This is a genomic window from Streptomyces graminofaciens (genome assembly GCF_030294945.1).
GTDB classification, from domain to species: Bacteria; Actinomycetota; Actinomycetes; order Streptomycetales; family Streptomycetaceae; genus Streptomyces; species Streptomyces graminofaciens.
Window position 1 is genome coordinate 7664516 of record NZ_AP018448.1, and the last position, 24742, is coordinate 7689257.

Sequence of the window (24742 nt, forward strand, 5' to 3'; positions counted from 1 at the left end):
CATGACTCCCACGACGGAGACCAGAGAGACGACGGTCGGTGTCGGCGGCGCCGCCGAGAGCACCGACATGGTGCTCAACATCGGACCGCAGCACCCGTCCACGCACGGCGTGCTGCGCCTCCGGCTCGTCCTGGACGGCGAGCGGATCACGCACGCGGAGCCGGTGATCGGCTATATGCACCGGGGCGCGGAGAAGCTCTTCGAGGCGCGCGACTACCGGCAGATCATCATGCTCGCCAACCGCCACGACTGGCTCTCCGCCTTCTCGAACGAGCTGGGCGTCGTCCTCGCGGTCGAACGCATGCTCGGCATGGAGGTGCCCGAGCGCGCGGTGTGGATGCGCACACTGCTCGCCGAGTTGAACCGGGTGCTCAACCACCTGATGTTCCTCGGCTCGTACCCCCTGGAGCTGGGCGGTATCACCCCGGTCTTCTACGCCTTCCGGGAGCGCGAGGAGCTCCAGAACGTCATGGAGGAGATCTCCGGCGGGCGTATGCACTACATGTTCAACCGCGTCGGCGGCCTGAAGGAGGACCTCCCGGCGGGCTGGGCCACGCGCGCGCGCGGCGCCGTCGCCGACGTCCGCTCCCGCATGGGCGTCTTCGACGACCTCGTCCTCGGCAACGAGATCTTCCGGGGCCGCACGCGCGACGTGGGCGTCCTCACGCCGGAGGCCGTCCACGCGTACGGGGTGAGCGGGCCGATCGCCCGCGCCTCCGGCGTCGACTTCGACCTGCGGCGCGACGAGCCGTACCTGGCGTACGGGGAGCTGCAGGACGTCCTCAGGGTGGTCACCCGGGAGGAGGGCGACTGCCTGGCCCGCTTCGAGTGCCTCCTGGAACAGACGCACATCGCGCTCGACCTCGCGGACGCCTGCCTGGACCGGCTCGCCGAGCTGCCGCCCGGCCCGATCAACCAGCGCCTCCCGAAGGTCCTGAAGGCCCCCGAGGGCCACACGTACGCGTGGACCGAGAACCCGCTCGGCATCAACGGCTACTACCTCGTCAGCAAGGGCGAGAAGACCCCGTACCGCCTGAAGCTGCGCTCGGCCTCGTACAACAACATCCAGGCGCTGACCGAGCTGCTGCCGGGCACGCTGGTGGCGGACATGGTGGCCATTCTGGGGTCGCTGTTCTTCGTGGTCGGGGACATCGACAAGTAGGTCCGGAAAACAAACTGCCAGGCGAGTGACCCGTCCGGAATTCCAGTGGACGGGCCGGCTCGGGCCGGGAGCGGGTCAGGAACTCCGACCGATGGTCCTGCTCGGGCCAGGAGCGGGTCCGGAATTTCAACCGGCGAGCCGGCTCAGGCGAGGAGCGGGTCCGGAATTCCAACCGGCTGGATCAGCCAGCCGAAGTCGCCCAGCCCGCCCGGCGCGGTCAGCTCGGCAGCCTCGCCCGCGCCCGCGAGGGCCCGTACGTACGCGGTGGGGTCGGTGGTGGCCAGGGACAGCGGTGGACGTCCGCCCGTCACCCCGAGGGCGCGCAACGCGTCCCGCTGGGTCAGCAGGCGGGCCCCCGGCAGTGCGCAGGCGTCCAGCGCCACATGCGCGGTGAGGTCGCACGAGCCATCCGGGACCGGTGCCGTCTCCCGGCCCTCCCGGAAGCCGGTGAGCGTCCCGAAGGGCGGCCGGGCCCCCGCCAGGTGGGCGTAGTCGACGGCGACGGCGAGGCCCCGCCCGACGCCCGCGACGGCCCCCGCCCAGGCCCGGTCCCTGGGCAGCCCGATCTCGGCGCGCAGCCCCTCCTCCGGGGCGAGCGGCCACCACCGGGCGAGCCACTCCGCCTCCGCCCCGCCGACGGGCTCCCCGAGCCGCTCGGTCCCGTCCGGTCGTACCAGTACCAGCCGGGGCACGCCCTCGGGGTCCACCTCGGCGACCTCCACGGGCACGTTGTCCAGCCACTCGTTGGCGAACAGCAGCCCGGTGATCCCCTTCGGGGGCTCGGCGAGCCACTCGACACGCGGATCGAGGCCGGACGGCCGCCCGGCGACCTCGACGGCGTACCCACGCGCGCGTGCGGCCGTTCCGGCGGGCAGCGCCCCCAGCACCGCCGTCACCAACTCCCCGCGCCCGGCACCCATGTCCACGACGTCCAGCTCGGCGGGACGGCCCAGCGCCTCGTCGACCAGGCAGAGCAGCCCGGCCACGGCGTGCGCGAAGAGGGGGGAGGCGTGCACGGAGGTACGGAAGTGCCCGGCGGGCCCTTCGGGGCGCCGGTAGAACCCGTCGGGACCGTAGAGGGCCTCTTCGATCGCCCCCCGCCAAGGCCGCGCCCCGTCAGGGGCGTGGGGAACAGCGCGATCAACCACATCGCGCCCGCAGTCGCCGGACAACACACACTCCCGAGCTCATGGGCGATCCGTCATCTCCCTCACACCGCAGGCTAAGCGGAACGGACAACACGTCCTCCACCTTGGGGAGTACGTGGCCCGGTCACGGATCGACCCTCCGGTTGACCCCGCACACCGGACGCTTCCCTACGCTGGGTTACGTGCAGCGCCTCTATGACTTCCTCCGCAGGCACCCGACATGGGTCGACGGCTTCTGGGCCCTCGTCCTGCTCGGGATCTCCGTGGTCGGCGGATCCCTCGACCGGAACTACGAGGGGAACGACAACGAGGCCGCCTTCCTGGCGATCACGCTGCTGCTCTGCCTTGTGATCGCCCTGCGGCGCCGTATGCCGGAGGCGATGCTGGTGCTGGCCGCCGCGGCGGGCTTCACGCAGCTGATCCTCGACGTGCCGAGAATGCCGGCCGACTTCGCGATGCTGGTGATCATCTACACCGTCGCGGCGAACGGTGCCCGCTGGGCCTCCTGGTTCGCCCTGGCCGGCGGCCTCTGCGCGTCGCCGCTGGCACAGCTGCGCTGGTCCGAGCAGCAGACGGGCATGCTGGGCAACGCGGTGCTCGGGGTGATTCTGACCGTGCCGTTCGCCCTCGCCTGGGTCCTCGGCGACTCGCTGCGCACCCGCCGCGCCTACTTCGCCCAGCTGGAGGAGCGCGCCGCCCGCCTGGAGAGGGAGCGCGAGGCGCAGGCCAAGGTCGCGGTCGCCGCCGAGCGCGCCCGGATCGCCCGGGAGCTGCACGACGTCGTCGCCCACAACGTCTCCGTGATGGTCGTCCAGGCCGACGGCGCCGCGTACGTCCTCGACGCCGCCCCCGACCAGGCGAAGAAGGCCCTGGAGACCATCTCCTCCACCGGCCGCCAGGCCCTCGCCGAGATGCGCCGCCTGCTGGGCGTCCTGCGCACCGGCGAGCACCAGGAGGTCGGCGAGTACGTCCCGCAGCCCGACGTCGAGCAGATCGACGACCTCGTCGAGCAGTGCCGGGTCGCCGGTCTGCCCGTCGACTTCAAGATCGAGGGCACCCCGCGCCCGCTGCCCAGCGGTGTGGAGCTGACGGCGTACCGCATCGTCCAGGAGGCCCTCACCAACACCCGCAAGCACGGCGGCCCGAACGCGGGTGCGAGCGTACGGCTGGTGTACTTCGACGACGGGCTCGGTCTGCTCGTCGAGGACGACGGCAAGGGCGCCCCGCACGAGATGTACGAGGAGGGCGGCGCCGACGGCCAGGGGCATGGTCTGATCGGTATGCGCGAGCGCGTCGGGATGGTCGGCGGCACCCTGGACGCGGGCCCCCGCCCCGGGGGAGGCTTCCGCATCAGCGTCCTGCTGCCGCTCAAGCCCGCCCATTGACGCGGCCCCGCGCGACCGCCACACGCTGACACGTGCCCGCTCAGCCCCAGCCCAGCCCAGACGCCCTATCCCCGACCGGAGGCCCCCGACATGCCGTCCATCCGCGTAATGCTCGTCGACGACCAGGTGCTGCTGCGCACCGGTTTCCGGATGGTGCTCGCCGCCCAGCCGGACATGGAGGTCGTGGCCGAGGCGGGCGACGGCGTCGAGGCCCTCCAGGTGGTGCGGTCCACGGACGTCGACGTGGTCCTCATGGACGTCCGGATGCCGAAGCTGGACGGCGTCGAGGCAACCCGCCGCATCTGCGCCGAGCCGAACCCGCCGAAGGTACTCATCCTGACCACCTTCGACCTCGACGAGTACGCCTTCTCCGGGCTGAAGGCTGGCGCCTCCGGCTTCATGCTGAAGGACGTGCCGCCCGGCGAGCTGCTGGCCGCGATCCGCTCGGTGCACAGCGGTGACGCGGTCGTCGCGCCCTCGACCACCCGGCGGCTCCTCGACCGGTTCGCGCCGATGCTGCCGAGCACGCAGGAGCCCCAGCACAAGGAGCTGGAGCGGCTCACCGAGCGCGAGCGCGAGGTCATGATCCTGGTGGCCCAGGGCCTGTCCAACGGCGAGATCGCGGCCCGGCTCGTCCTCTCCGAGGCCACGGTGAAGACCCACGTGGGCCGCATCCTCACCAAGCTGGGCCTGCGCGACCGCGTCCAGGTGGTCGTCCTGGCGTACGAGACGGGTCTGGTCCGGGCCGGCGGACAGGGCTGAACCACGCGGAGGTGATCCGCACAGGGGACAGGGCTGAACCACGCGGAGGTGATCCGCACAGGGGACAGGGCTGAACACGCGGAGGTGAACCACGCAGGGGACAGCACAGCGCATGGCGCATCCGGTTCGGCTGAGCCCCTGCCTGCCACCCGCTGCCCACTGCTCGGCCCACTGCTCGCCGCCCCCCTGCCACCCGCCGCCTACCGCTCGCCCGCCTCCGCCACCCGCGCCACGAAGTCCGTCACCGCCGCCCGTACGTCGTCGGCCGTCCACTCCAGGCCCTCGGCCCGCACGCCGACCTCGGTGACGGACAGGCCCGGGCCGCCCGGGACCCAGCCCCGGTGGAAGAGCAGCGTCTTCGTCTCCTCGCCCTGCCGGACCGCGGCCTCCCCGAGGACGTCGGCCCCGTACGGCAGCCAGACCTGGAACTCGTTGGTGTGCGGCACCTCGGGGTGCACGCGGGCCCACGGGACGCCCGCTTCGGCGAAGCCCTCGCGCAGCGCGGCGGCGACCACGCGCGCGTGGGCCACGTACTCCGGCAGCCGGGGCAGCTCCCGGTCGAGGCCGACGAGGGCCGAGAGCACGGTCGGGAACTGCTGGAAGAGCTGGCCGCCGTAGCGGTGCCGCCACGCCTTCGCCTCGTCGATCAGGGTCCGGGGGCCGACGAGCGCGGCACCGGCGAAGCCGTCGAGGGACTTGTAGAACGACACGTAGACGCTGTCCGCGAGGCCCGCGATCTCGTCCAGGGGACGCTCGAAATGGGTCGTCGACTCCCACAGGCGGGCCCCGTCGAAGTGGACCACCGCGTCCCGCTCCCGGGCCGCCTCGACGAGTTCCGTCAGCTGCTGCCAGGAGGGCAGCAGGAAACCGGCGTCCCTGAGGGGCAGTTCGAGCATCAGCGTGCCGAAGGGCTCGTCGAGGTCGCGCACCTCCTCGGCGGTGGGCAGCCGGGGATCGCTCGTCAGCCGCACCGGACGCAAACCGCTGACCCGCTCCAACGCGTTCCGCTCATGCATCTCCGGGTGGGACATGCCGTGCAGGGCGACCACGGGGTTGCCGGTACGGCCCGCCCAGCAGCGCAGGGCCACCTGCTGGGCCATCGTGCCGGTCGGGAAGAACGCGGCGGCCTCCTTGCCGAGCAGCCCCGCGACCCGCTCCTCCAGGGCCTCGACTATGCCGTCGCCGTACATGTCCGCCGACTTGTCCAGGTCGTACACGTCCGGCGCCGCCTCGGCCAGCGCCGCCAGCCGCTCGCGGATCGTCCCCTGGACGCCGGGCCGGGCCAGGATGCGCTCCGCCGCCCGCTGGGCCGCCCTGCGTCGCGCGGCCGACGGCGTGGCCGCCGGTTCCGTCGTCCGTCCCGTTCCGTGCTCCGCCGTATCGCTCATCCCCGGATCATCCCCCGGCCCGCACCCGCCCGACACCCCGGTTTCCGCACCTCGTCAACGTGCGAAAACCCACAGCCTGTGGACAACCAAACAGCCCCCGAACCCAATCGCGTTAACATGACGAGAAATCGTCCGGTACCCAGAGCGGACTGGAACGGGAAGGCCACCACCGAGTGAGTACATTCCAGCAGCCAGATCCCAAGGACCGCCCCGCGCGGCTCACGGTCGGCGTCGTCGGCGCCGGCCGGGTCGGCCCCGCGCTGGCGGCCTCACTGCAACTCGCCGGGCACCGCCCGGTGGCGGTCTCCGGGGTCTCCGACGCCTCCCGGCGGCGGGCCGCCGAGCTCCTGCCCGACGTGCCGCTCGTCTCCCCGGCCGACGTCCTGCAGCGCGCCGAACTGGTCCTGCTGACCGTGCCGGACGACGCCCTGCCGGGGCTCGTCGAGGGCCTCGCCGACACCGGTGCCGTACGACCGGGGCAACTGCTCGTGCACACCTCCGGGCGGTACGGCGCGAAGGTCCTGGACCCCGCCCTGCGGGCCGGCGCGCTGCCGCTGGCCCTGCACCCCGCGATGACGTTCACGGGCACTCCGGTGGACGTGCAGCGCCTCGCCGGGTGCTCCTTCGGGGTCACGGCGCCCGTGGAGCTGCGCCTCGCCGCCGAGGCCCTGGTGATCGAGATGGGCGGCGAACCCGAGTGGATCGCCGAGGAGAACCGCCCGCTGTACCACGCGGCCCTCGCCCTCGGCGCCAACCACCTCGTCACCCTGGTCGCCCAGTCCATGGAACTGCTGCGCACGGCCGGTGTCTCCGCCCCCGACCACATGCTCGGCCCGCTGCTCGGCGCCGCCCTGGACAACGCCCTCAGGTCGGGCGACGCGGCCCTCACCGGCCCCGTCGCGCGCGGGGACGCGGGCACGGTCGCCGCGCACGTCGCCGAGCTGCGCGAACACGCCCCGCAGACCGTCGCCGGGTATCTGGCGATGGCCCGCGCGACCGCCGACCGCGCGCTCGCCCACGGCCTGCTCAAACCGGAACTCGCCGAGGACCTGCTCGGGGTACTCGCGGGCGGGACGAACGGAACCACCGGAGCAGGCGGGACCGACGGGACCGAAGGGAACGCCCGATGACGACCACTGTGCTGCGCACCGCCGGCGAACTGCACGCACGCGCGCGCGTGGGCCGTCGCGCCGTCGTGATGACCATGGGCGCCCTGCACGAGGGCCACGCCACGCTGATCCGCACCGCGCGCGAGATCGCGGGCCCCGACGGCGAGGTCGTCGTCACGGTCTTCGTGAACCCCCTGCAGTTCGGCGAGGGCGAGGACCTCGACCGCTATCCGCGCACCCTGGACGCCGACCTGAAGCTCGCCGAACAGTCGGGTGCCGACGTCGTGTTCGCCCCCTCGGCGGACGAGGTATACCCGGGCGGCGAGCCCCAGGTGCGCATCACCGCAGGGCCCATGGGCGCCCGCCTGGAGGGCGCCGCCCGCCCCGGCCACTTCGACGGCATGCTCACCGTCGTCGCCAAGCTGCTCCACCTCACCCGCCCCGACGTGGCGCTCTACGGCCAGAAGGACGCCCAGCAGCTCGCCCTGATCCGCCGCATGGTCCGGGACCTGAACTTCGGCGTGGAGATCGTGGCCGTACCGACCGTCCGCGAGCCCGACGGCCTGGCCCTGTCCAGCCGCAACCGGTATCTGTCCGCCGAGGAGCGCCGTACGGCCCTCGCGCTCTCCCAGGCCCTGTTCGCGGGCGCCGACCGGCACGCGGCCCAGGAGGCGCTGCGCGCGCGGGCCCGCGAAGTGCCCGCCACGCGCGCGCGTGCCGAGGCCCTCAGCGCGCTCGGCGAGTCCCGCGCCGCCGCCGACGCGCACGCGATGGCCAAGGCAGCCCCCGGCGGACCGGCCGCCGTCCGCGCCGCCGCCCGCCTGGTCCTCGACGAGGCCCTGCGCGGGAAGCCGCCGATCGTGCTCGACTACCTGGCTCTGGTCGACCCGTCCGACTTCACCGACATCCAGGACGGCTTCACGGGCGAAGCCGTCCTCGCCGTCGCGGCCCGGGTCGGGACGACCCGGCTGATCGACAACATCCCCCTGACCTTCGGAGCCGCCTCGTGACCAGCACAGGCATACGACTGCACGCGCCCGCACCGGGATGGTCCATCGCCGCCGACGTCGTGGTCGTCGGCTCGGGCGTCGCCGGCCTCACCGCCGCGCTGCGCTGCGAGGCCGCCGGCCTGAACACGGTCGTCGTCACCAAGGCCCGCCTCGACGACGGCTCCACCCGCTGGGCGCAGGGCGGCATCGCCGCGGCCCTCGGCGAGGGCGACACCCCCGAACAGCACCTGGACGACACGCTGGTCGCGGGCGCGGGCCTGTGCGACGAGGACGCCGTACGGCTGCTCGTCACCGAGGGCCCCGACGCCGTACGCCGTCTGATCGAGACCGGAGCCCACTTCGACGAGTCGGAGGAGGGCGGCCTGGAGCTGACCCGCGAGGGCGGCCACCACCGCCGCCGCATCGCCCACGCGGGCGGCGACGCGACGGGCGCCGAGATCTCCCGGGCCCTCGTCGAGGCCGTACGCGCGCGTGGGCTGCGCACGATCGAGAACGCGCTCGTCCTGGACCTCCTGACGGACGCCGAGGGCGGCACGGCCGGTGTCACCCTGCACGTCATGGGTGAGGGCCAGCACGACGGCGTCGGAGCCGTGCACGCCCCCGCCGTGGTCCTCGCCACCGGCGGCATGGGCCAGGTCTTCTCCGCCACCACCAACCCGTCCGTGTCGACGGGCGACGGCGTGGCCCTCGCCCTGCGCGCGGGCGCGGAGATCTCCGACCTCGAATTCGTCCAGTTCCACCCGACCGTGCTCTTCCTCGGCGCGGACGCGGAGGGCCAGCAGCCCCTGGTCTCCGAGGCGGTCCGCGGCGAGGGCGCCCACCTGGTCGACGCCGACGGGGTGCGCTTCATGCTCGGCCAGCACGAACTGGCCGAACTGGCGCCCCGGGACATCGTCGCCAAGGGCATCATGCGCCGCATGCAGGAACAGGGCGCCGAACACATGTACCTGGACGCCCGGCACTTCGGCGCCGACATGTGGCAGCACCGCTTCCCGACGATCCTCGCCGCCTGCCGCGTCCACGGCCTCGACCCCGTCACCGAGCCCATCCCGGTCGCCCCCGCCGCCCACTACGCCTCCGGCGGCGTCCGCACCGACTCCCACGGCCGGACCACCGTCCCCGGCCTCTACGCCTGCGGCGAGGTCGCCTGCACCGGCGTCCACGGCGCCAACCGGCTCGCCTCGAACTCCCTGCTGGAGGGCCTGGTCTACGCCGAGCGCATCGTCGCCGACATCGCCGCGGCCCACGCCGGGAACGGCCTCCACGCGCGCGTGCCCCAGCCCGTCCCGCACGCGGAGACCCCCGCGCACCCGCTGCTCGCCCCGGAGATACGGTTCGCGATCCAGCGCACGATGACCGAGGGCGCCGGCGTCCTGCGCTCCGAGGCCTCCCTGGCGACCGCCGCCGCGGCCCTGGACCGGCTGCACGCCGAGGCCCGGGACGCCCTGTACGAGAACGGCAAGACGGCCGAGCCCGGCGTCGACACCTGGGAGACCACCAACCTCCTGTGCGTCGCCCGCGTCCTGGTCGCCGCCGCCCGGCTGCGCGAGGAGACCCGCGGCTGCCACTGGCGCGAGGACCACGCCGAGCGCGACGACACCGAGTGGCGCCGCCACATCGTCGTACGCCTCAATCCGGACCGCACACTGGCGGTACACACCACGGACACCCCAGACTTCCCCCCGACCAGGCAGCACCGGCAGGAGCAGTGACAGACGTGAGCACCCCCGACCTTCCCCTCGCCTCCGGCGGCTGCGGCGACGGCTGCGCCTGCGGCGCCGACGACGGCCTCGCGGACGCCGAATACCTGGCGTGCGGGCTCGACCCCGCGCTCGCCCAGCTCCTGGCCGACGCCGGACTCGACCCCGTCGAGGTCGAGGACATCGCCAACGTCGCCATCCAGGAGGACCTCGCCCACGGCGTGGACGTCACCACGGTCGCGACGATCCCCGAGGACGCCCGCGCCACCGCCGACTTCACCGCGCGCGAGGGCGGTGTCGTGGCGGGCCTCAGAGTCGCCGAAGCGGTCCTCTCGGTGGCCTGCTCCGACGAGTTCGAGGTCGAGCGCCACGTCGACGACGGCGACCGCGTGGAGGCCGGCCAGAAGCTCCTCAGCGTCACCGGCGCCACCCGAGATCTCCTCACCGCCGAGCGCAGCGCCCTGAACATCCTGTGCCGCCTCTCCGGCATCGCGACCGCCACGCGCGCGTGGGCCGACGCCCTGGAGGGCACGAAGGCGAAGGTGCGCGACACGAGGAAGACGACGCCGGGGCTGCGTTCCCTGGAGAAGTTCGCGGTCCGCTGCGGCGGCGGGGTCAACCACCGCATGTCCCTCTCGGACGCGGCGCTGGTCAAGGACAACCACGTGGTCGCCGCGGGCGGTGTCGCCCAGGCCTTCAAGGCGGTGCGGGAGACGTTCCCCGAGGTGCCCATCGAGGTCGAGGTCGACACCCTGCACCAGCTCCGCGAGGTCGTGGACGCGGGCGCCGACCTGATCCTCCTGGACAACTTCACGCCCCTCGAATGCGAGGAGGCCGTCGGGATCGTCGACGGCCGGGCGGTCCTGGAGGCCTCGGGCCGACTGACGCTGGACAACGCGAAGGCGTACGCGGACACGGGCGTCGACTACCTGGCGGTGGGAGCCCTGACCCATTCGTCTCCCATTCTGGACATCGGCCTCGACCTGCGCGCGGCCGAGTAGGGACGGGGACAGGCCATGCTGCTGACGATCGACGTGGGCAACACCCACACCGTCCTCGGTCTGTTCGACGGCGAGGACATCGTCGAACACTGGCGCATCTCCACGGACGCGCGCCGCACCGCCGACGAGCTGGCGGTCCTGCTTCAGGGCCTGATGGGCATGCACCCCCTCCTCGGCGAGGAACTGGGCGACGGCATCGACGGCATCGCGATCTGCGCGACGGTCCCCTCGGTGCTGCACGAACTGCGCGAGGTGACGCGGCGGTACTACGGCGACGTGCCGGCGGTCCTCGTCGAACCCGGCGTCAAGACCGGCGTCCCGATCCTCACCGACAACCCCAAGGAGGTCGGCGCCGACCGCATCATCAACGCGGTCGCGGCGGTCGAGCTGTACGGCGGCCCGGCGATCGTCGTGGACTTCGGTACGGCGACGACGTTCGACGCGGTCAGCGCGCGCGGGGAGTACGTCGGCGGGGTCATCGCGCCGGGCATCGAGATCTCGGTGGAGGCGCTGGGCGTCAAGGGCGCGCAGCTCCGCAAGATCGAGGTGGCGCGGCCGCGCAGTGTGATCGGCAAGAACACGGTCGAGGCCATGCAGGCGGGCATCGTGTACGGGTTCGCGGGGCAGGTCGACGGCGTGGTGAGCCGGATGGTCCGTGAGCTGGCGGACGATCCGGAGGAGGTGACGGTGATAGCCACGGGTGGGCTGGCGCCGATGGTCCTCGGCGAGTCGTCGGTGATCGACGAGCACGAGCCGTGGCTGACGCTGATCGGCCTGCGCTTGGTGTACGAGCGGAACGTGTCGCGTCTCTGAGATCTACTCGCCGCCGCCCCTTCAAGGGGTCTGGAGGCGGAGCCCCAGCGGGGACCACCCAACCAGGTGGTCCCCGCGCGCCACACACGCCCGGCGCACCTCTTTTGTCTGATTAGCGCGTATCGTCACCGCATGCCCACGCCCCACGGAACCCGCGGCGGCATGGCGTTCGGTACGGAGGAGCTGCGTGTGCTCCGCCGGGCCCTCGCCCTCGCCCTCAACCCAAGTCCCGCCTCGGCGGAGGACGTCCAGGACTGCCTCCGGCTCGCCGAGTCCGTCGACGAGGCGACCCGCGAGGGCGCCCGTCTGAGGGCCTTCCTGGTGGCCGACCTAGCGAGGTACCGCGCCGCACTCCCCGGCACCGTCACGGGCTACCTGGCGCTCCTGGAGGAAGCACTCGGCGCGGGGTACCGCCCGCACCCGGACGACCTCGCCGCACTCCGCGCCCTGCGCGGCAACCCCACCGCCGCCGCGCTCCTGGAGCACTGCCGCACCCTCGCCGAGCGCGTCGTGCGCGCCCGTCTCGGGGGGCGCACGGTCAGGCTGGCCGTTCCGGCCTCGCGCTCGCGCGGCCGGCTCATGGCCCTCCCCGGCGGGCTGGCCGCCGACGAGCCCGCCAGGCCCAAGCCGGTCCGGCCCGCCCGCCCGGCCGACCCCGCCGACAAGCCGGGCCCCGTCCGCCGTCCCGAGGCCCCCGAGCCGGGCCGCCGGCCCATCCCCACCCCCGGCGAGGTCTTCCCGCCCAAGCGCAAACCCTCCGTTCCGCCCGCGAACCCGCCCCAACAGCTCGCGGCCGTATAGCCCTGGCTACCCTGGACCCATGGACTACGTCTCCGCGCTGCTGCCCCCCTTCGTGATGGCCGTGCTGTTCATCGCGGTCATCAGGGTGATCATCAAGACCCAGGGCGGCGCCAACAAGGCCAAGGAGGACGCGGCCGTCGACGCCGCCCTCGCGCGCGTGGAGCACGGCCGGCAGGCCTCCGAAGCCACCGACACGGCCGACAGGGCCGGTGGCGCCTGACCGGGCGACCCCGTCGGCCCAGGGCGACAGCGCACCACCTCGGCGTACGACTCGTCTGTTCTTCGAGTCGTACGCCCCTTTTGTGCGCCTTCTAAGCTTTCTTCCGCTTCTCGCAGTATTGTTCGGAACTGTGCCTCGCCCATTGGGAGAACTCGAAGACGCGGTCATGACGCGGGTGTGGAAGTGGAACCGCCCGGTGACCGTTCGAGAAGTCCTGGAAGATCTTCAACAGGAACGGTCCATCGCGTACACCACGGTGATGACCGTGCTGGACAATCTCCATCAGAAGGGCTGGGTGCGCCGTGAGGCGGAAGGCCGGGCCTATCGATATGAGGCGGTCTCCACTCGCGCCGCCTACGCGGCCGCACTGATGAACGAAGCCTGGTCGCAGAGCGACAACCCCGCGGCCGCTCTCGTCGCCTTCTTCGGGATGATGAGCGAGGAACAGCGACAGGCGCTCCGCGACGCCGTACACATTGTGCAGGTCCCCGACCTCATCGAAACGCCCGCGCCCCCGGCGCCCACCGCACCCGGCACCCCCCTCGAAAGCCCTGCTGAAACCGCCGGCGAATCCGCCGAATCGTCCGGCGAAACAGGTGGGACCCCCGGTCAATCCCCGGATCACCCCGGGCGATAGCGTCCGCTCATGCCAGCGACGCCTCCCGAAGTCACCGCAAAAGCCATCACCGTCCGGCGGGCGCGGACCAGCGATGTCCCGCACGTACGCGACCTCCTTGACGCGTACGTCCAGCGCCGCATCCTGCTCGACAAAGCGACGGTGACGCTTTACGAGGACATCCAGGAGTTCTGGGTGGCGGAACGGGACGACAACGCCGAGGTCGTCGGCTGCGGCGCACTCCATGTGATGTGGGAAGACCTCGCGGAAGTCCGCACTCTCGCGGTGAAGCCCGGACTGTCGGGCACCGGCGTCGGCCATCAGTTGCTGGAGAAGTTGCTGCACACCGCCCGTTGGCTGGGTGTTCGCCGGGTTTTCTGTCTCACCTTCGAAGTCGAGTTCTTCGCGAAGCACGGCTTCGTGGAGATCGGCGAGACGCCCGTCGACACCGATGTCTACGCCGAGCTGCTCCGTTCCTATGACGAGGGTGTGGCAGAGTTCCTCGGTCTCGAACGAGTGAAACCGAACACCTTGGGCAACAGTCGCATGCTTCTGCATCTGTGATCGTCGGCCAAGACCTATTCCGGCGGGCTTCCGCGCGGGCTTCCACTGAGGGTCGCCTTGCCCGGGTTCCCTATGTCCGAAACGCGCACGTTTCCGGTCTTCCCCGGCCCTGTCGGCCTCTCCTCGGTCTCTCCTTGGTCTCCGCCAGGGGTTTGTGTTTTTCCTGGAAAAGCGGTTTGCTTTCCGACGTACTGCTGTACTGCATATAACAGGGGACGGAAACAGCGGGTCACCGCGGGTCCCTGTCCTTGAAGTTATCGATGAAAGGAAATCCGGTGGCACAGAAGGTTCAGGTCCTTCTTGTCGACGACCTCGACGGTGGCGAGGCCGACGAGACCGTGACGTTCGCGCTGGACGGCAAGTCCTACGAGATCGACCTCACGACCGCCAACGCGGACAAGCTGCGCGGTCTTCTCGAGCCCTATGTCAAGGGTGGCCGTCGTACCGGAGGCCGTGCTTCGGGCGGGCGTGGAAAGGCCCGCGCCGCTTCTGTCGGCAGCCAGGACACCGCCGCCATTCGCGCCTGGGCGAAGGACAACGGCTACGAGGTCAACGACCGCGGCCGTGTTCCCGCGTCCATTCGCGAGGCATACGAGAAGGCCAACGGCTGAACGGCCGACGAGAAGAACTATCGCTGAACGGTCGACGGGCGGGCCGGTCGCCGAAGGCCCTGGGAGAGGGCCGACGGGCCGGTGCTCGCGCGCCGCAGCCGGATGCGGTGGCAATGGTTCGCCACCGTGTCCACCACTCGGACGAGGTCGGGGGCGCCCCCACCGCCCCCCAGCGCCGACAGTGTCGGCAGGGTGGGTTCCACCTCGCGCCCCGGCTCGGGGGGCCGCAACCATACGGCGGCCCCCTGCGAACCGGCCTGGTCCGGGCACCGGGGCAGGCCCGGAGGCGGTGGCGCCTCCCAGTGACCGCCGGTTCCCACGGCCCTGAGGTCCAGCTCGAGACCGCCCCAGTCGAGCCATTCCAGCAGCCCCGGCAGCTCCTCGGCGCCGCCCGCCGCGACCGGCAGCAGCATCCGCTCCGCGCACAGCGCCACCGGCGAGCCCGGCCCCGGGATCGGGCCCAGATGCCGCAGGGCCGCGAAACCCGCCTCCGCCGGGACGTCGAGCACATCGAAGCGCAGGCCCGTAATGACTTGTACGGGCGTCCCCGGACCTCCGGGCACTGTCGCCCACCCGAGATCGTTCTCGTACCACTGCCGCACCGCCTCGCGCCTGGCGACGCCCGAAGCGTCCCTCGAGTCGAACGGTCGGCGGGGAAGGGGGACGATGGCCATGTCAGGAGCAACCGTGCGAAGCACCCCCAAGTTACGCTGGGTGTCAGTGTGGATGCTCAGAGTGCCGGAAGAGGGGGCGTTCGGGGATGGGCATCGACGCAAGGATGTTCGCCCTTAGCGGAGGGAACCGGTGCATCCGGCATGGAGTGTCAGTCCCGACGGGTAAGACATCCCTAGTGGGAGGGGGCGACACGCAGGAAAGGCCGTCTCGCGTTCGCCATCGGCGTACTGATGGTGAGGGTATCTGCCTGGCCTGCGGGAACATCGTCTCGCACCATCGGGTTGGAGCAGATGTCGGCGTTCGGGGTCAGGAGGCCAAGGACGGTGTCGGCAGTTGGAATGAGCGGTCCCCGCTTGCGGGACTAAGCTGCGGAAGGACAGCGAGGGGAGCGTCCCCTCACTGCCTGACCGCTCTGAGGAGCGATTAACGATGTTCGAGAGGTTCACCGACCGCGCGCGGCGGGTTGTCGTCCTGGCTCAGGAAGAAGCCCGGATGCTCAACCACAACTACATCGGCACCGAGCACATCCTCCTGGGCCTGATCCACGAGGGTGAGGGTGTCGCCGCTAAGGCCCTGGAGAGCCTCGGGATTTCGCTCGAGGCGGTCCGCCAGCAGGTGGAGGAGATCATCGGGCAGGGGCAGCAGGCCCCGTCCGGCCACATCCCCTTCACCCCCCGTGCCAAGAAGGTCCTGGAGCTGTCGCTCCGCGAGGCCCTTCAACTGGGCCACAACTACATCGGCACGGAGCACATCCTGCTCGGCCTGATCCGTGAGGGCGAGGGCGTCGCCGCCCAGGTCCTGGTCAAGCTGGGCGCAGATCTCAACCGGGTGCGGCAGCAGGTCATCCAGCTGCTCTCCGGTTACCAGGGCAAGGAGACCGCCACCGCCGGCGGCCCCGCCGAGGGCACCCCCTCGACGTCCCTGGTCCTCGACCAGTTCGGCCGGAACCTCACCCAGGCCGCTCGTGAGTCCAAGCTCGACCCGGTCATCGGGCGCGAGAAGGAGATCGAGCGGGTCATGCAGGTGCTGTCCCGCCGTACGAAGAACAACCCGGTCCTGATCGGTGAGCCCGGCGTCGGCAAGACCGCCGTCGTCGAAGGTCTCGCCCAGGCCATCGTCAAGGGCGAGGTGCCCGAGACCCTCAAGGACAAGCACCTCTACACCCTGGACCTCGGCGCCCTGGTCGCCGGCTCCCGCTACCGCGGTGACTTCGAAGAGCGCCTGAAGAAGGTCCTCAAGGAGATCCGCACCCGCGGCGACATCATCCTGTTCATCGACGAGCTCCACACGCTGGTCGGTGCGGGTGCCGCCGAGGGCGCCATCGACGCCGCTTCGATCCTGAAGCCGATGCTGGCCCGCGGTGAGCTCCAGACCATCGGTGCCACCACGCTGGACGAGTACCGCAAGCACCTGGAGAAGGACGCGGCCCTCGAGCGCCGCTTCCAGCCCATCCAGGTCGCCGAGCCCTCGCTCCCGCACACGATCGAGATCCTCAAGGGTCTCCGTGACCGGTACGAGGCGCACCACCGCGTCTCCATCACGGACGAGGCCCTGGTCCAGGCGGCCACCCTGGCCGACCGGTACATCTCGGACCGCTTCCTCCCGGACAAGGCGATCGACCTGATCGACGAGGCCGGTTCCCGGATGCGCATCCGCCGGATGACCGCGCCGCCGGACCTCCGCGAGTTCGACGAGAAGATCGCGGGCGTCCGTCGCGACAAGGAGTCGGCCATCGACTCCCAGGACTTCGAGAAGGCGGCCTCTCTCCGCGACAAGGAGAAGCAGCTGCTGGCGGCGAAGGCCAAGCGCGAGAAGGAGTGGAAGGCCGGCGACATGGACGTCGTCGCCGAGGTCGACGGCGAGCTGATCGCCGAGGTCCTCGCCACGGCCACGGGCATCCCGGTCTTCAAGCTGACCGAGGAGGAGTCCAGCCGCCTGCTCCGCATGGAGGAGGAGCTCCACAAGCGGGTCATCGGCCAGACCGACGCCGTCAAGGCGCTGTCGAAGGCGATCCGTCGTACGCGCGCCGGTCTGAAGGACCCGAAGCGTCCCGGTGGTTCGTTCATCTTCGCCGGCCCGTCCGGTGTCGGTAAGACCGAGCTGTCCAAGGCGCTCGCCGAGTTCCTCTTCGGTGACGAGGACGCGCTGATCTCCCTCGACATGTCGGAGTTCAGCGAGAAGCACACGGTGTCGCGTCTCTTCGGTTCCCCGCCCGGATACGTGGGCTACGAAGAGGGCGGCCAGCTGACCGAGAAGGTCCGCCGCAAGCCGTTCTCCGTCGTCCTCTTCGACGAGGTCGAGAAGGCCCACCCGGACATCTTCAACTCGCTGCTGCAGATCCTGGAGGACGGTCGCCTGACCGACTCCCAGGGCCGGGTCGTGGACTTCAAGAACACGGTCATCATCATGACGACCAACCTCGGCACCCGGGACATCTCCAAGGGCTTCAACCTGGGCTTCGCGGCCTCGGGCGACAAGAAGACCAACTACGAGCGCATGAAGAACAAGGTCTCGGACGAGCTCAAGCAGCACTTCCGCCCCGAGTTCCTCAACCGTGTCGACGACGTGGTCGTCTTCCCGCAGCTGACGCAGGAGGACATCCTCAAGATCGTCGACCTGATGGTCGGCAAGGTGGACGAGCGCCTCAAGGACCGGGACATGGGCATCGAGCTGTCCCAGGCCGCCAAGGAGCTGCTGTCCAAGAAGGGTTACGACCCCGTGCTGGGCGCCCGGCCGCTGCGCCGCACCATCCAGCGCGAGATCGAGGACACGCTCTCCGAGAAGATCCTCTTCGGCGAGCTGCGCCCCGGCCACATCGTGGTCGTGGACACCGAGGGCGAGGGCGAGGCCCAGACCTTCACCTTCCGCGGCGAGGAGAAGTCGGCACTGCCCGACGTCCCGCCGATCGAGCAGGCTGCCGGCGGTGCCGGTCCGAACCTGAGCAAGGACGCGTAGGCGCTGAGCTCGGCTTGAACGAAAGGGGCTGCCCCGGGACTTCGGTCCTGGGGCAGCCCCCTTTGTATTTCCTGTACGCGGAGGTTGCTTACAGCACGGTGTCCGTCTTCTCCATGGCCGGGGGGACCGGGAAGAGTTCGAGGACGTGTTCGGGTATGTCGGTGACCTCGGGGGCGAGGTGAATGGTCACCTCGCGGAGGTCCGGAAAGAGGTAGGAGAGCTCGAAGAGGTCTTCGCTGCCGGAGAAGTTGTTGAGCCGCAGGCTCGTGACGCGCGGCAACGGCAGACCGGCTTGCCAACCCGTCGCGTTCCAGTTGACGCGCAATTCCTCCAGGGCGGGCATCCGGGCAATCTCTTTGAAATCCTCAGAAGTGAGGCTCTTCCGAAGCTTGGCGAGGCTCAGCCGCTTCACCGAGTGGATACGGCTGAGGCCGCGCAGTCCGGTGTGCTGGAGGGCGTGTTTGGTGAATCGCAGATAGTCCAGCGACAGGTCCCGGGGGAGGGCCTCGTCGATGGAATCGGCACGGAGAGTCAGACCGAGGTCGAGTGAGTCCAGGGTGGCCGAGGGCGCGAGTGAATGGAGGATGCCCGGACTTTCCAGTCTGGGCATGGAGTCCAACGCCAACCAGGTGAGAGGGAGTTTGGTGAGCGGCGTCAGATCCCCCAGGTAAGGGCTGCTACTGACGTCCAAGTGGGTGATCAGGTTCTGTTCCGAGAGGAAGCCGAAGTCCCAGAGGTCTCGGTTGTCACGGATGACAAGTTCGCGCAGTTGGCCCGGACGGAGAGCCGCCCGCAGGTCATCGGAACCGATGTCCCCGACGACCTGGAGCTTGGCCCGGCCACCCAGTTCCCGTAGCACGTGCAGGTGTTCGGTCGAGTGGGCGGTGAAGTAGAGGCCGTCCTCGTGGAGGTGGGCGATGATCTCCTCGGCGTAGCGGCGGGTGTCGAACCGATGCCAGGACCAGGTCAGTTGGGCGCGGACGCCGAGAGCCATGTGGTCGCGGAAGCGAGCGAGGACGGGGATGGCGGCGTCCGTGCCGATGAGGGACGCGGTGACGACGACGGCTCGGGCCTCGGCGTCGGTGAGGCCCTCGGGCCCGGGGAGGAGTTCCAGGACGAGCGGGCCGCAGGAGGCGAGTCGTCGGGCCTCCTCCGTCGTGCGCGGGGGGATCAGCGGGGCCGCGTTCTGCTCCACGGCGGCGCGGACACGCGGGTCGAGTTCCGTGGCGTGCTCCAGGGAGGCCAGGGCGAGGAGGCGTACGCGGGTGGGCTGTGAGGACGTGGTCGCCGAGTCGGTCAGCGCTCCGAGCAACTCGGCCCGTTCGCGCGGCCGGGCGTGGGCGACGGCCATGCGGATGACGTCGGCCCACTGCTCCTCGACGGCGCCCCGGACGAGGAGGCCGAAGTCGCCGTCCTCCACGGCGGCCTTCGCGCCGAGGTAGTCCTGGAAGGTGCGGTGGACGAACTCCACGGTGCCGACGGTGGGTTCGCGCAGCAGCCCGCTGCGGACGAGGAGATGGCGGAGGATCGCCTCGGCGTCGCCCTGCGCGGCGGCGGCCGGGAGGGCGGGGAGGACGTCGGCGACGATCCTGACCGCCCGCTCGCGGTCCATCTCGGACTGGTTGTTGCGGATCAGCCAGTAGGCGAGTCGCTGCAGGAGCTGGATCTGGGGGAGTTCGGTGAGATGGACGCCGTCGACGCCGCTGGTCCGGCCGCCGTCGGTGTGCGTGAACATGTCGCGTTCCTCGTCGCGGCGCGACAGCAGCATCGACAGGGCCGCGTCGTACAACTCCTGTCTGCCGTGCGGGAGATAGCCGCGCCGGTCGCGGTGCAGGGCGCAGATCAGGCCGCACATCAGGGGGTTGGTGGCGAGTCGGCCGAGGTCGGGCTTGGTGCGTACGGCGTCGAGGAGCGAGCGCTCGTAGTGGGTGAGCCGGTCCTGCTCGGCCTCGCGTGCGTCGAGGCGGGCGGCGGTGTGCCAGCGGGCGATGAACGCGGCCACGTCGTCCCGGCTCATCGGCGAGAGCGCGAGTTCGGTGAAGCCGTCGGGGGCGAGCCAGTCCTCGCGTACGGCGGAGGGGCGGGAGGTGACCAGCCACTGGTTGCCCGGATACACCTCCAGCAGATCCCGCAGCCAGCGGCGGGTGCGTTCGCGGTCGCGTTCCGGGATCTCGTCGATGCCGTCGACGAGGAGCAGGCCCCGGCGGGCGGTGAGCACGCGGTCGGCCCAGCCGGCGGGCTGGCTCGCGTGGAAGGGGACGTGTACGGCGGTCAGGAACGCGTCGGGGGCCGGGAGGCCGTCGGGGCGGCGGATCAGCGTACGGAGGGGGAGGACGAAGGGGACGCGGTCGCCGCGTTCGCCCCGGGCGGCGGTCACCGCCAGCCACTGCACGAGCGTGGTCTTGCCGGAGCCGGCGACCCCGCGCAGGAGTACGCGGTCCTGTTCGGCGAGGGCCTGCTCGGCGGGGAGCGAGACGGCGACGGAGGCGACGTGTGTGCCGCCGGGCCCGGACGTGTCGTCGTCCCCCGCCGGACGCAGTGCCTGGAGGCTGAGGTAGGCCGCGTCCAGGGGCCAGCGCTCGGGGGAGTTGACCAGGTCGATGCCGTAGATCGTGAGGTGGCTGTGCTTGGTGGCGATGTGGGGGAGGTAGCGGTGCTCGAAGGCCTGGTCCGTGCCGCCGGTCATGGGGGTGCGGGCGATGAGCACGTCGACCTTGGCGATGAGTTCGGACTGCCGACGGGTCTGTTCCACGAGGGTGCGGGCGACGAACGTCGAGCGTTGGGTGAAGAAGTGGAGGATGTGGAGGCAGGCGGTGTTCAGTACCTGCTCGTAGAAGACCGCCGCGTCCAGCGAGAGGCCGCCGTCGATACCGCCGCTCCTGGCACGCAGTCGGCGGGCGAGGACTTCGTGACCGAGTTCGACCGCCTGAACGTCGGTCATATCGAGGTCGCCCAGGCCGTGCAAGGTCCAGCCGAGGGCGTAGGTGACGGCTGAATCCTCGTCGGCCGGGAAGGGGCGCTCCCCTTGCTTCACCGCCCGTTGGACCAGTTCGGCCGCGAGGTTGAACAGGTCACGCCGGGCGAGCGTCCGCTGCTCCCCCTTGAACGACACGAGCCCGGAGAGCCGCACCGGCCTGTCGACGAGCCCCGCCCCCGCCCCCTCGCTCACGAACAACTTCTTGATCAGCGGCGTCACCACGCCGGAGGCGAGACGGATGCCTACTGCTGACGGTTCCACGGCACTCCCCCGAGATCCTGATGGTTCCCCTCAGCGTACGATCACCGTTCGATTAGATGAGGGGGTCTTTTCCACATGTCCAAAGTGATACGGGGGCGCGGAACTCACGCCGCTCTGCTGGCAGTTGCCGTGTCGGCCGCGGGGCTCGCGTTCCCCGCGACGGCGGTGGCGGCCGGCTGTGCGGAGGGGGAGTGGACCGCGAAGTTCTACGCCGACGCCTCGTTCGGCGGTACGCCGAAGAAGACCGCGTGCGACAAGGCGATCGGCGAGAACTACGGCAGCGGGGCCCCGGCCGCCGGTCTGCCGAAGAACGACTTCGGTGTCCGCTGGAGCATGACGCGCGACTTCGGCTCCGGGGGACCCTTCAGCTTCAAGGCGTCGGCCCAGGACGTCGTCCGCGTCTACCTCGACGGCGACCGGAAGATCAACATCTCGGGTGACGCGTCCTCGACCCGCTCGAAGACGGTCAACCTGATCGTTCCCAAGGGCAAGCACACCCTCCGCGTCGACTTCATGGCGCTCACCGGCAAGGCGAACGTGTCGTTCACCTACCCGCCGCGCACCTCGGCCTCCGTCGACAAGGTCAAGCCGCTGGCACCGGCCGCGCCGGCCGCCACCTACGACACCGGCACCTCGAAGACCGCCCTGAGCTGGGCCAAGAACGCCGAGCTTGATCTGGCCGGGTACCGCGTGTACCGCAACGGCAAGCTGGTCAGCGGCAGCGCCCCGCTCACCAGGCCGGCCTTCACCGACAGCACGCCGGCGACGGGCAGCGCGTACGCGTACACGGTCAAGGCCGTGGACAAGGCGGGCAACGCCTCGGCGGTGTCGAAGGCCGCGAAGGTCACCTCCGCGGACCGGACGGCCCCGGCCGTGCCGAGCGGAGTGCGCGTCGCGTACTCCGAGTTCACGCGGGCGGCCACCGTCACATGGGACGCGGTCGCGGCCTCCGACCTCGCCGGGTACGCGGTGTACCGGCCCGGCGAGAACGACACCTGGATCAGGGTGGGCGGCGAGACGCCGGTGACGGGTACGTCGACCCTCGACTTCGGCGCGGGGAGCAACTTCACGTACGCCGTCGTCGCTGTCGACAAGGCGGGCAACGCCTCCGCGCGCTCGAGCACGGCCGGGGCCACCCCCGACATTCCGCTGCTCACCCCGATCGGGCTCGCGAAGACCGAGTCCGCCGAGGGGGTGGCGCTGCGCTGGATCGACAACGGGGTCCGCGGGACCTCGTACAACGTCTACCGGACCGCGGACAACCTCTCGTCCGACGTGACCTGGACGAGGATCGGCACGGTGAGCCGCTTCCCGACGTTCAAGGACACCACGGGGGTGGCCGGTCAGCGGTACGCGTACGTCGTGACCGCGACGGACGGGCTGGGCAACGAGGGCGAGGCGAGTGCGTGGGTGCAGGGGGCCAAGACGCCGTAGCGGAGTACGCCGTAGCGGAGTAGCAGGGCCGGCCGGAGGCGGGGGTCGCTCAGGAGCGGTCCCCGCCTCCGGCGTCGGCGACCTGTTCGGCAGATGGTCCGGCCGATCTCACCGGCGTCGAGCGTAGTGCGCGTCACAACGCGGGGGTGGGCGACCTTGTGGGCCGGTGACATGACGCACAGGCGATTTGCCCGTTACTAGGCGGAATAGTGACAGGGGCTTATCGGGCAAATCGGACTTTTGGGTTTGAGTTGGGGGAGGGAGGGGGTGGCGGACCGCGCCATCTCGCGGGCTCATTGGGGTTGGTGGCGACTTTGGTAGGGAGTGTCAAGAAGTGGGTGGATTTCGCATTAGGTACGAAGTTACGTCGTAGATCACAGGTTTTGGGAGTGGCGGCCGGCGGGGGTACCAAGGTGTGGTCCATCCGGACGTCGCAGTGTCGCGGCGCCGGGTGGCTTTTCTGTCCCCGGCCCCGTGAGGTTCCTGATGTCGCTGCGTACCCGCTCCGTTCGCTCTCGTTCTTCCCGTACGTCCCTGCTCCCGCTGCGTCTGCGGACGGCCGTTGTGGCCGCCGGGCTCGTCGGGGTCTCGGTCGTGGGGGGAGCCGGGGTCGCGACCGCCGCCGGAGGTGCGCAGGCGGCTGTGACCGCCCAGACCGCCGCCGCGAAGAAGGGCGCCTCCTGGGTCAGCCCGGTCAAGGGCTACAAGCTGAGCGCGCGCTTCGCGCAGGCCGGGAACATGTGGTCGGCGAAGCACAGCGGACAGGACTTCGCCGTGCGGAGCGGGACCGCGGTCGTGGCCGCGCACGGCGGGACCGTCGTCAAGGCGGGGGGCAACGGCGCCGGTGACGGGCCCGCCTACGGCAACGCCGTCGTCATCAAGCACGGCAACGGGACCTACTCCCAGTACGCCCATCTCTCGCGCGTCGACGTGAAGGTGGGGCAGGTCGTCAAGACCGGGCAGCGCATAGCGTTCTCCGGCAGCACCGGGAACTCCAGCGGGCCGCACCTGCACTTCGAGATCCGGACGACCCCCAACTACGGCTCGGCCGTCGACCCCGTGGCGTTCCTGCGGGGCAAGGGCATCACCGTCTGAGCGGTCTGAATGGTCTGAACGGTCTGAGCGGCCCCAGCGGGTCTGGGCGGTCTTCTGGGCCGCCCAGGCCCGCTGGGGCCGGTCTGGGCCGCCCGAGTCGTCCGAGCCGTGATGCGGAGAGTGTCAGCAGGGGCCCATGTCCTGGCCCGTGCCGCACATCGGGGTGTGGTCGCCGAAGGCTGTCATGAGTATGAGCGTCACGATCAGCAGCAAGCCCATCGCCACCGCGGCGGTGAGGCCTTTCATGTGGCTTCTGCGAAGGAACTCGGCGCGCTCTTCGTCGGTCATGGCGTCGCTCGTGTCATTGGTGATGGCGTCGGTCGTGGCATCGGTTGCGTCGTCGGTCGCGCGGGTGTGTTCGTCGGCGTCCACGGTTGCCTCCTGGAGAGGGTGCCCGGGGAGATCCCGAAGGCCCTGAGGGTGTACCCGAACGGCCGGCTCCTCAAGAGCCTTCAGGGGCGTCAACTGCCCGGGTGCTCGCCGTGTGCCTGGGTCACCAGGTCGATCGCGACCTCCAGGACCGCCTTGCGCTTTTCCTCGGGGTCGCCCTCGACGTCCCGGAGGATGAACATCCCGGCGTGCATGCTGAACAGGGCGCTGATGCAGCGGACCTGGTCGGTCAGGGCCGCGTCCGGCTCCTTGATGATGTCGATCAGGCGGATCATGCGGTCCTTGAACGTCTCGCCGACGCTCAACTCCCGTACCGCGGCCTGGTTCTCCTGCATGAAGCGGAAGAGGGGGGCGACGTCGGCCAGGGCCTCGCTGTAGCGGCGCAGTACCTCCTGCTTGGTGGCGAGGGTGCGCGGCTGGGCGGCGGCCCACTCGATCAGGTCGTCGATCGGGCGCTGCAGGTCCTGGAAGAGGCTGACGAGGATGTCCTCCTTGGTCTTGAAGTGGTAGTACAGTGCCGCCTTCGTGACCTCCAGACGCTCGGCGATCTCCCGCAGCGAGGTCTTCTCGTAGCCCTGCTCGGCGAAGAGTTCGAGGGCCACGTCCTGGATGCGCTGGCGCGTGTTGCCGCGGCGGTGCTGCTTCCCTGTGGGGTGGCTCATCCT

The 24742-nt window shown here is 70.7% G+C and carries 22 protein-coding genes; 16 read left to right on the top strand and 6 right to left on the bottom strand.

The window, feature by feature from the left end; translation table 11 throughout:
* Position 1: 1 nt before the first annotated feature.
* Complete coding sequence (locus SGFS_RS33635; RefSeq protein ID WP_286255874.1) at positions 2-1162, top strand: NADH-quinone oxidoreductase subunit D; 1161 nt, start codon at positions 2-4, stop codon at positions 1160-1162.
* Positions 1163-1305: 143 nt separating this feature from the next.
* On the opposite strand, the gene SGFS_RS33640 is transcribed toward SGFS_RS33635, so the two are convergent.
* Positions 1306-2310 carry an SAM-dependent methyltransferase gene (locus SGFS_RS33640; protein WP_434028224.1) on the bottom strand — a complete coding sequence of 335 codons (1005 nt, stop codon included), beginning with the start codon at positions 2308-2310 and terminating at the stop codon, positions 1306-1308.
* 182 nt (positions 2311-2492) lie between these two features.
* Here SGFS_RS33640 and SGFS_RS33645 point away from each other — a divergent pair, with 182 nt between their 5' ends.
* Positions 2493-3695, top strand: a complete 1203-nt coding sequence (locus tag SGFS_RS33645) for a sensor histidine kinase (RefSeq protein WP_286255875.1) — start codon at positions 2493-2495, stop codon at positions 3693-3695.
* Positions 3696-3785: 90 nt separating this feature from the next.
* A complete protein-coding gene (locus SGFS_RS33650; protein ID WP_286255876.1) occupies positions 3786-4457 on the top strand; it encodes a response regulator in 672 nt (223 codons plus the stop codon).
* Positions 4458-4657: 200 nt separating this feature from the next.
* Here SGFS_RS33650 and SGFS_RS33655 read toward each other — a convergent pair whose 3' ends face one another.
* A complete protein-coding gene (locus tag SGFS_RS33655) occupies positions 4658-5845 on the bottom strand; it encodes a threonine aldolase family protein (RefSeq protein WP_286255877.1) in 1188 nt (395 codons plus the stop codon).
* Between the two features lie 173 nt (positions 5846-6018).
* Between SGFS_RS33655 and SGFS_RS33660 the strand changes: the two genes are divergently transcribed.
* The 10 genes from SGFS_RS33660 (at position 6019) to SGFS_RS33705 (ending at position 14290) form a co-directional block, all read left to right on the top strand.
* Positions 6019-6975 (top strand): Rossmann-like and DUF2520 domain-containing protein, encoded by a 957-nt coding sequence (locus tag SGFS_RS33660; protein ID WP_286255878.1) that lies wholly within the window; start codon positions 6019-6021, stop codon positions 6973-6975.
* Entirely contained in the window at positions 6972-7964 is a 993-nt protein-coding gene (gene panC / locus SGFS_RS33665) for a pantoate--beta-alanine ligase (RefSeq protein ID WP_286255879.1), read from the top strand. Before SGFS_RS33660 ends, panC begins: the two co-directional genes overlap by 4 nt.
* Positions 7961-9676: an L-aspartate oxidase gene (locus SGFS_RS33670; protein WP_286255882.1), complete on the top strand. Its 1716-nt coding sequence runs from the start codon at positions 7961-7963 to the stop codon at positions 9674-9676. The genes panC and SGFS_RS33670 overlap by 4 nt, the downstream gene beginning before the upstream one ends.
* 5 nt (positions 9677-9681) lie before the next feature.
* The gene (gene nadC / locus SGFS_RS33675; protein ID WP_286255884.1) at positions 9682-10665 is read left to right on the top strand and encodes a carboxylating nicotinate-nucleotide diphosphorylase; all 984 of its coding nucleotides are present in this window, start codon (positions 9682-9684) and stop codon (positions 10663-10665) included.
* Positions 10666-10680: 15 nt separating this feature from the next.
* Positions 10681-11478, top strand: a complete 798-nt coding sequence (locus SGFS_RS33680) for a type III pantothenate kinase (RefSeq protein ID WP_286255886.1) — start codon at positions 10681-10683, stop codon at positions 11476-11478.
* A 162-nt stretch (positions 11479-11640) separates the two neighbouring features.
* Positions 11641-12279 carry a hypothetical protein gene (locus tag SGFS_RS33685; protein WP_286260197.1) on the top strand — a complete coding sequence of 213 codons (639 nt, stop codon included), beginning with the start codon at positions 11641-11643 and terminating at the stop codon, positions 12277-12279.
* 19 nt (positions 12280-12298) lie between these two features.
* Positions 12299-12499, top strand: a complete 201-nt coding sequence (locus SGFS_RS33690; protein WP_286255888.1) for a hypothetical protein — start codon at positions 12299-12301, stop codon at positions 12497-12499.
* A 166-nt stretch (positions 12500-12665) separates the two neighbouring features.
* Complete coding sequence (locus tag SGFS_RS33695; protein ID WP_434028098.1) at positions 12666-13136, top strand: BlaI/MecI/CopY family transcriptional regulator; 471 nt, start codon at positions 12666-12668, stop codon at positions 13134-13136.
* 9 nt (positions 13137-13145) lie between these two features.
* Positions 13146-13679, top strand: a complete 534-nt coding sequence (locus SGFS_RS33700; protein ID WP_286255890.1) for an amino-acid N-acetyltransferase — start codon at positions 13146-13148, stop codon at positions 13677-13679.
* Between the two features lie 275 nt (positions 13680-13954).
* Complete coding sequence (locus SGFS_RS33705) at positions 13955-14290, top strand: histone-like nucleoid-structuring protein Lsr2 (protein ID WP_286255892.1); 336 nt, start codon at positions 13955-13957, stop codon at positions 14288-14290.
* A 17-nt stretch (positions 14291-14307) separates the two neighbouring features.
* On the opposite strand, the gene SGFS_RS33710 is transcribed toward SGFS_RS33705, so the two are convergent.
* Positions 14308-14964 (bottom strand): SCO3374 family protein, encoded by a 657-nt coding sequence (locus tag SGFS_RS33710; RefSeq protein ID WP_286255894.1) that lies wholly within the window; start codon positions 14962-14964, stop codon positions 14308-14310.
* Positions 14965-15394: 430 nt separating this feature from the next.
* Between SGFS_RS33710 and SGFS_RS33715 the strand changes: the two genes are divergently transcribed.
* A complete protein-coding gene (locus tag SGFS_RS33715) occupies positions 15395-17920 on the top strand; it encodes an ATP-dependent Clp protease ATP-binding subunit (protein WP_286255895.1) in 2526 nt (841 codons plus the stop codon).
* Between the two features lie 88 nt (positions 17921-18008).
* On the opposite strand, the gene SGFS_RS33720 is transcribed toward SGFS_RS33715, so the two are convergent.
* Positions 18009-21158, bottom strand: a complete 3150-nt coding sequence (locus SGFS_RS33720) for an NACHT domain-containing protein (protein WP_286255897.1) — start codon at positions 21156-21158, stop codon at positions 18009-18011.
* 75 nt (positions 21159-21233) lie between these two features.
* On the opposite strand from SGFS_RS33720, the gene SGFS_RS33725 reads away from it, so the two are divergent.
* Both SGFS_RS33725 and SGFS_RS33730 read left to right on the top strand, forming a co-directional pair.
* Positions 21234-22592: a PA14 domain-containing protein gene (locus SGFS_RS33725; RefSeq protein ID WP_286255899.1), complete on the top strand. Its 1359-nt coding sequence runs from the start codon at positions 21234-21236 to the stop codon at positions 22590-22592.
* A 486-nt stretch (positions 22593-23078) separates the two neighbouring features.
* Entirely contained in the window at positions 23079-23687 is a 609-nt protein-coding gene (locus SGFS_RS33730; RefSeq protein WP_286255901.1) for a M23 family metallopeptidase, read from the top strand.
* A gap of 123 nt (positions 23688-23810) precedes the next feature.
* On the opposite strand, the gene SGFS_RS33735 is transcribed toward SGFS_RS33730, so the two are convergent.
* A complete protein-coding gene (locus tag SGFS_RS33735; RefSeq protein ID WP_286255902.1) occupies positions 23811-24059 on the bottom strand; it encodes a hypothetical protein in 249 nt (82 codons plus the stop codon).
* An 89-nt stretch (positions 24060-24148) separates the two neighbouring features.
* A complete protein-coding gene (locus SGFS_RS33740) occupies positions 24149-24739 on the bottom strand; it encodes a TetR/AcrR family transcriptional regulator (protein WP_286255903.1) in 591 nt (196 codons plus the stop codon).
* Between the last annotated feature and the right edge of the window lie 3 nt (positions 24740-24742).

Bases quoted from the DNA above. Each gene is read 5' to 3' on its own strand.
- SGFS_RS33635 (WP_286255874.1), top strand. From the start codon at position 2: ATGACTCCCACGACGGAGACCAGAGAGACGACGGTCGGTGTCGGCGGC.
- SGFS_RS33650 (WP_286255876.1), top strand. From the start codon at position 3,786: ATGCCGTCCATCCGCGTAATGCTCGTCGACGACCAGGTGCTGCTGCGC.
- SGFS_RS33655 (WP_286255877.1), bottom strand. From the start codon at position 5,845: ATGAGCGATACGGCGGAGCACGGAACGGGACGGACGACGGAACCGGCG.
- panC (WP_286255879.1), top strand. From the start codon at position 6,972: ATGACGACCACTGTGCTGCGCACCGCCGGCGAACTGCACGCACGCGCG.
- SGFS_RS33680 (WP_286255886.1), top strand. From the start codon at position 10,681: ATGCTGCTGACGATCGACGTGGGCAACACCCACACCGTCCTCGGTCTG.
- SGFS_RS33685 (WP_286260197.1), top strand. From the start codon at position 11,641: ATGGCGTTCGGTACGGAGGAGCTGCGTGTGCTCCGCCGGGCCCTCGCC.
- SGFS_RS33690 (WP_286255888.1), top strand. From the start codon at position 12,299: ATGGACTACGTCTCCGCGCTGCTGCCCCCCTTCGTGATGGCCGTGCTG.
- SGFS_RS33695 (WP_434028098.1), top strand. From the start codon at position 12,666: ATGACGCGGGTGTGGAAGTGGAACCGCCCGGTGACCGTTCGAGAAGTC.
- SGFS_RS33700 (WP_286255890.1), top strand. From the start codon at position 13,146: ATGCCAGCGACGCCTCCCGAAGTCACCGCAAAAGCCATCACCGTCCGG.
- SGFS_RS33710 (WP_286255894.1), bottom strand. From the start codon at position 14,964: ATGGCCATCGTCCCCCTTCCCCGCCGACCGTTCGACTCGAGGGACGCT.
- SGFS_RS33715 (WP_286255895.1), top strand. From the start codon at position 15,395: ATGTTCGAGAGGTTCACCGACCGCGCGCGGCGGGTTGTCGTCCTGGCT.
- SGFS_RS33725 (WP_286255899.1), top strand. From the start codon at position 21,234: ATGTCCAAAGTGATACGGGGGCGCGGAACTCACGCCGCTCTGCTGGCA.
- SGFS_RS33730 (WP_286255901.1), top strand. From the start codon at position 23,079: ATGTCGCTGCGTACCCGCTCCGTTCGCTCTCGTTCTTCCCGTACGTCC.
- SGFS_RS33740 (WP_286255903.1), bottom strand. From the start codon at position 24,739: ATGAGCCACCCCACAGGGAAGCAGCACCGCCGCGGCAACACGCGCCAG.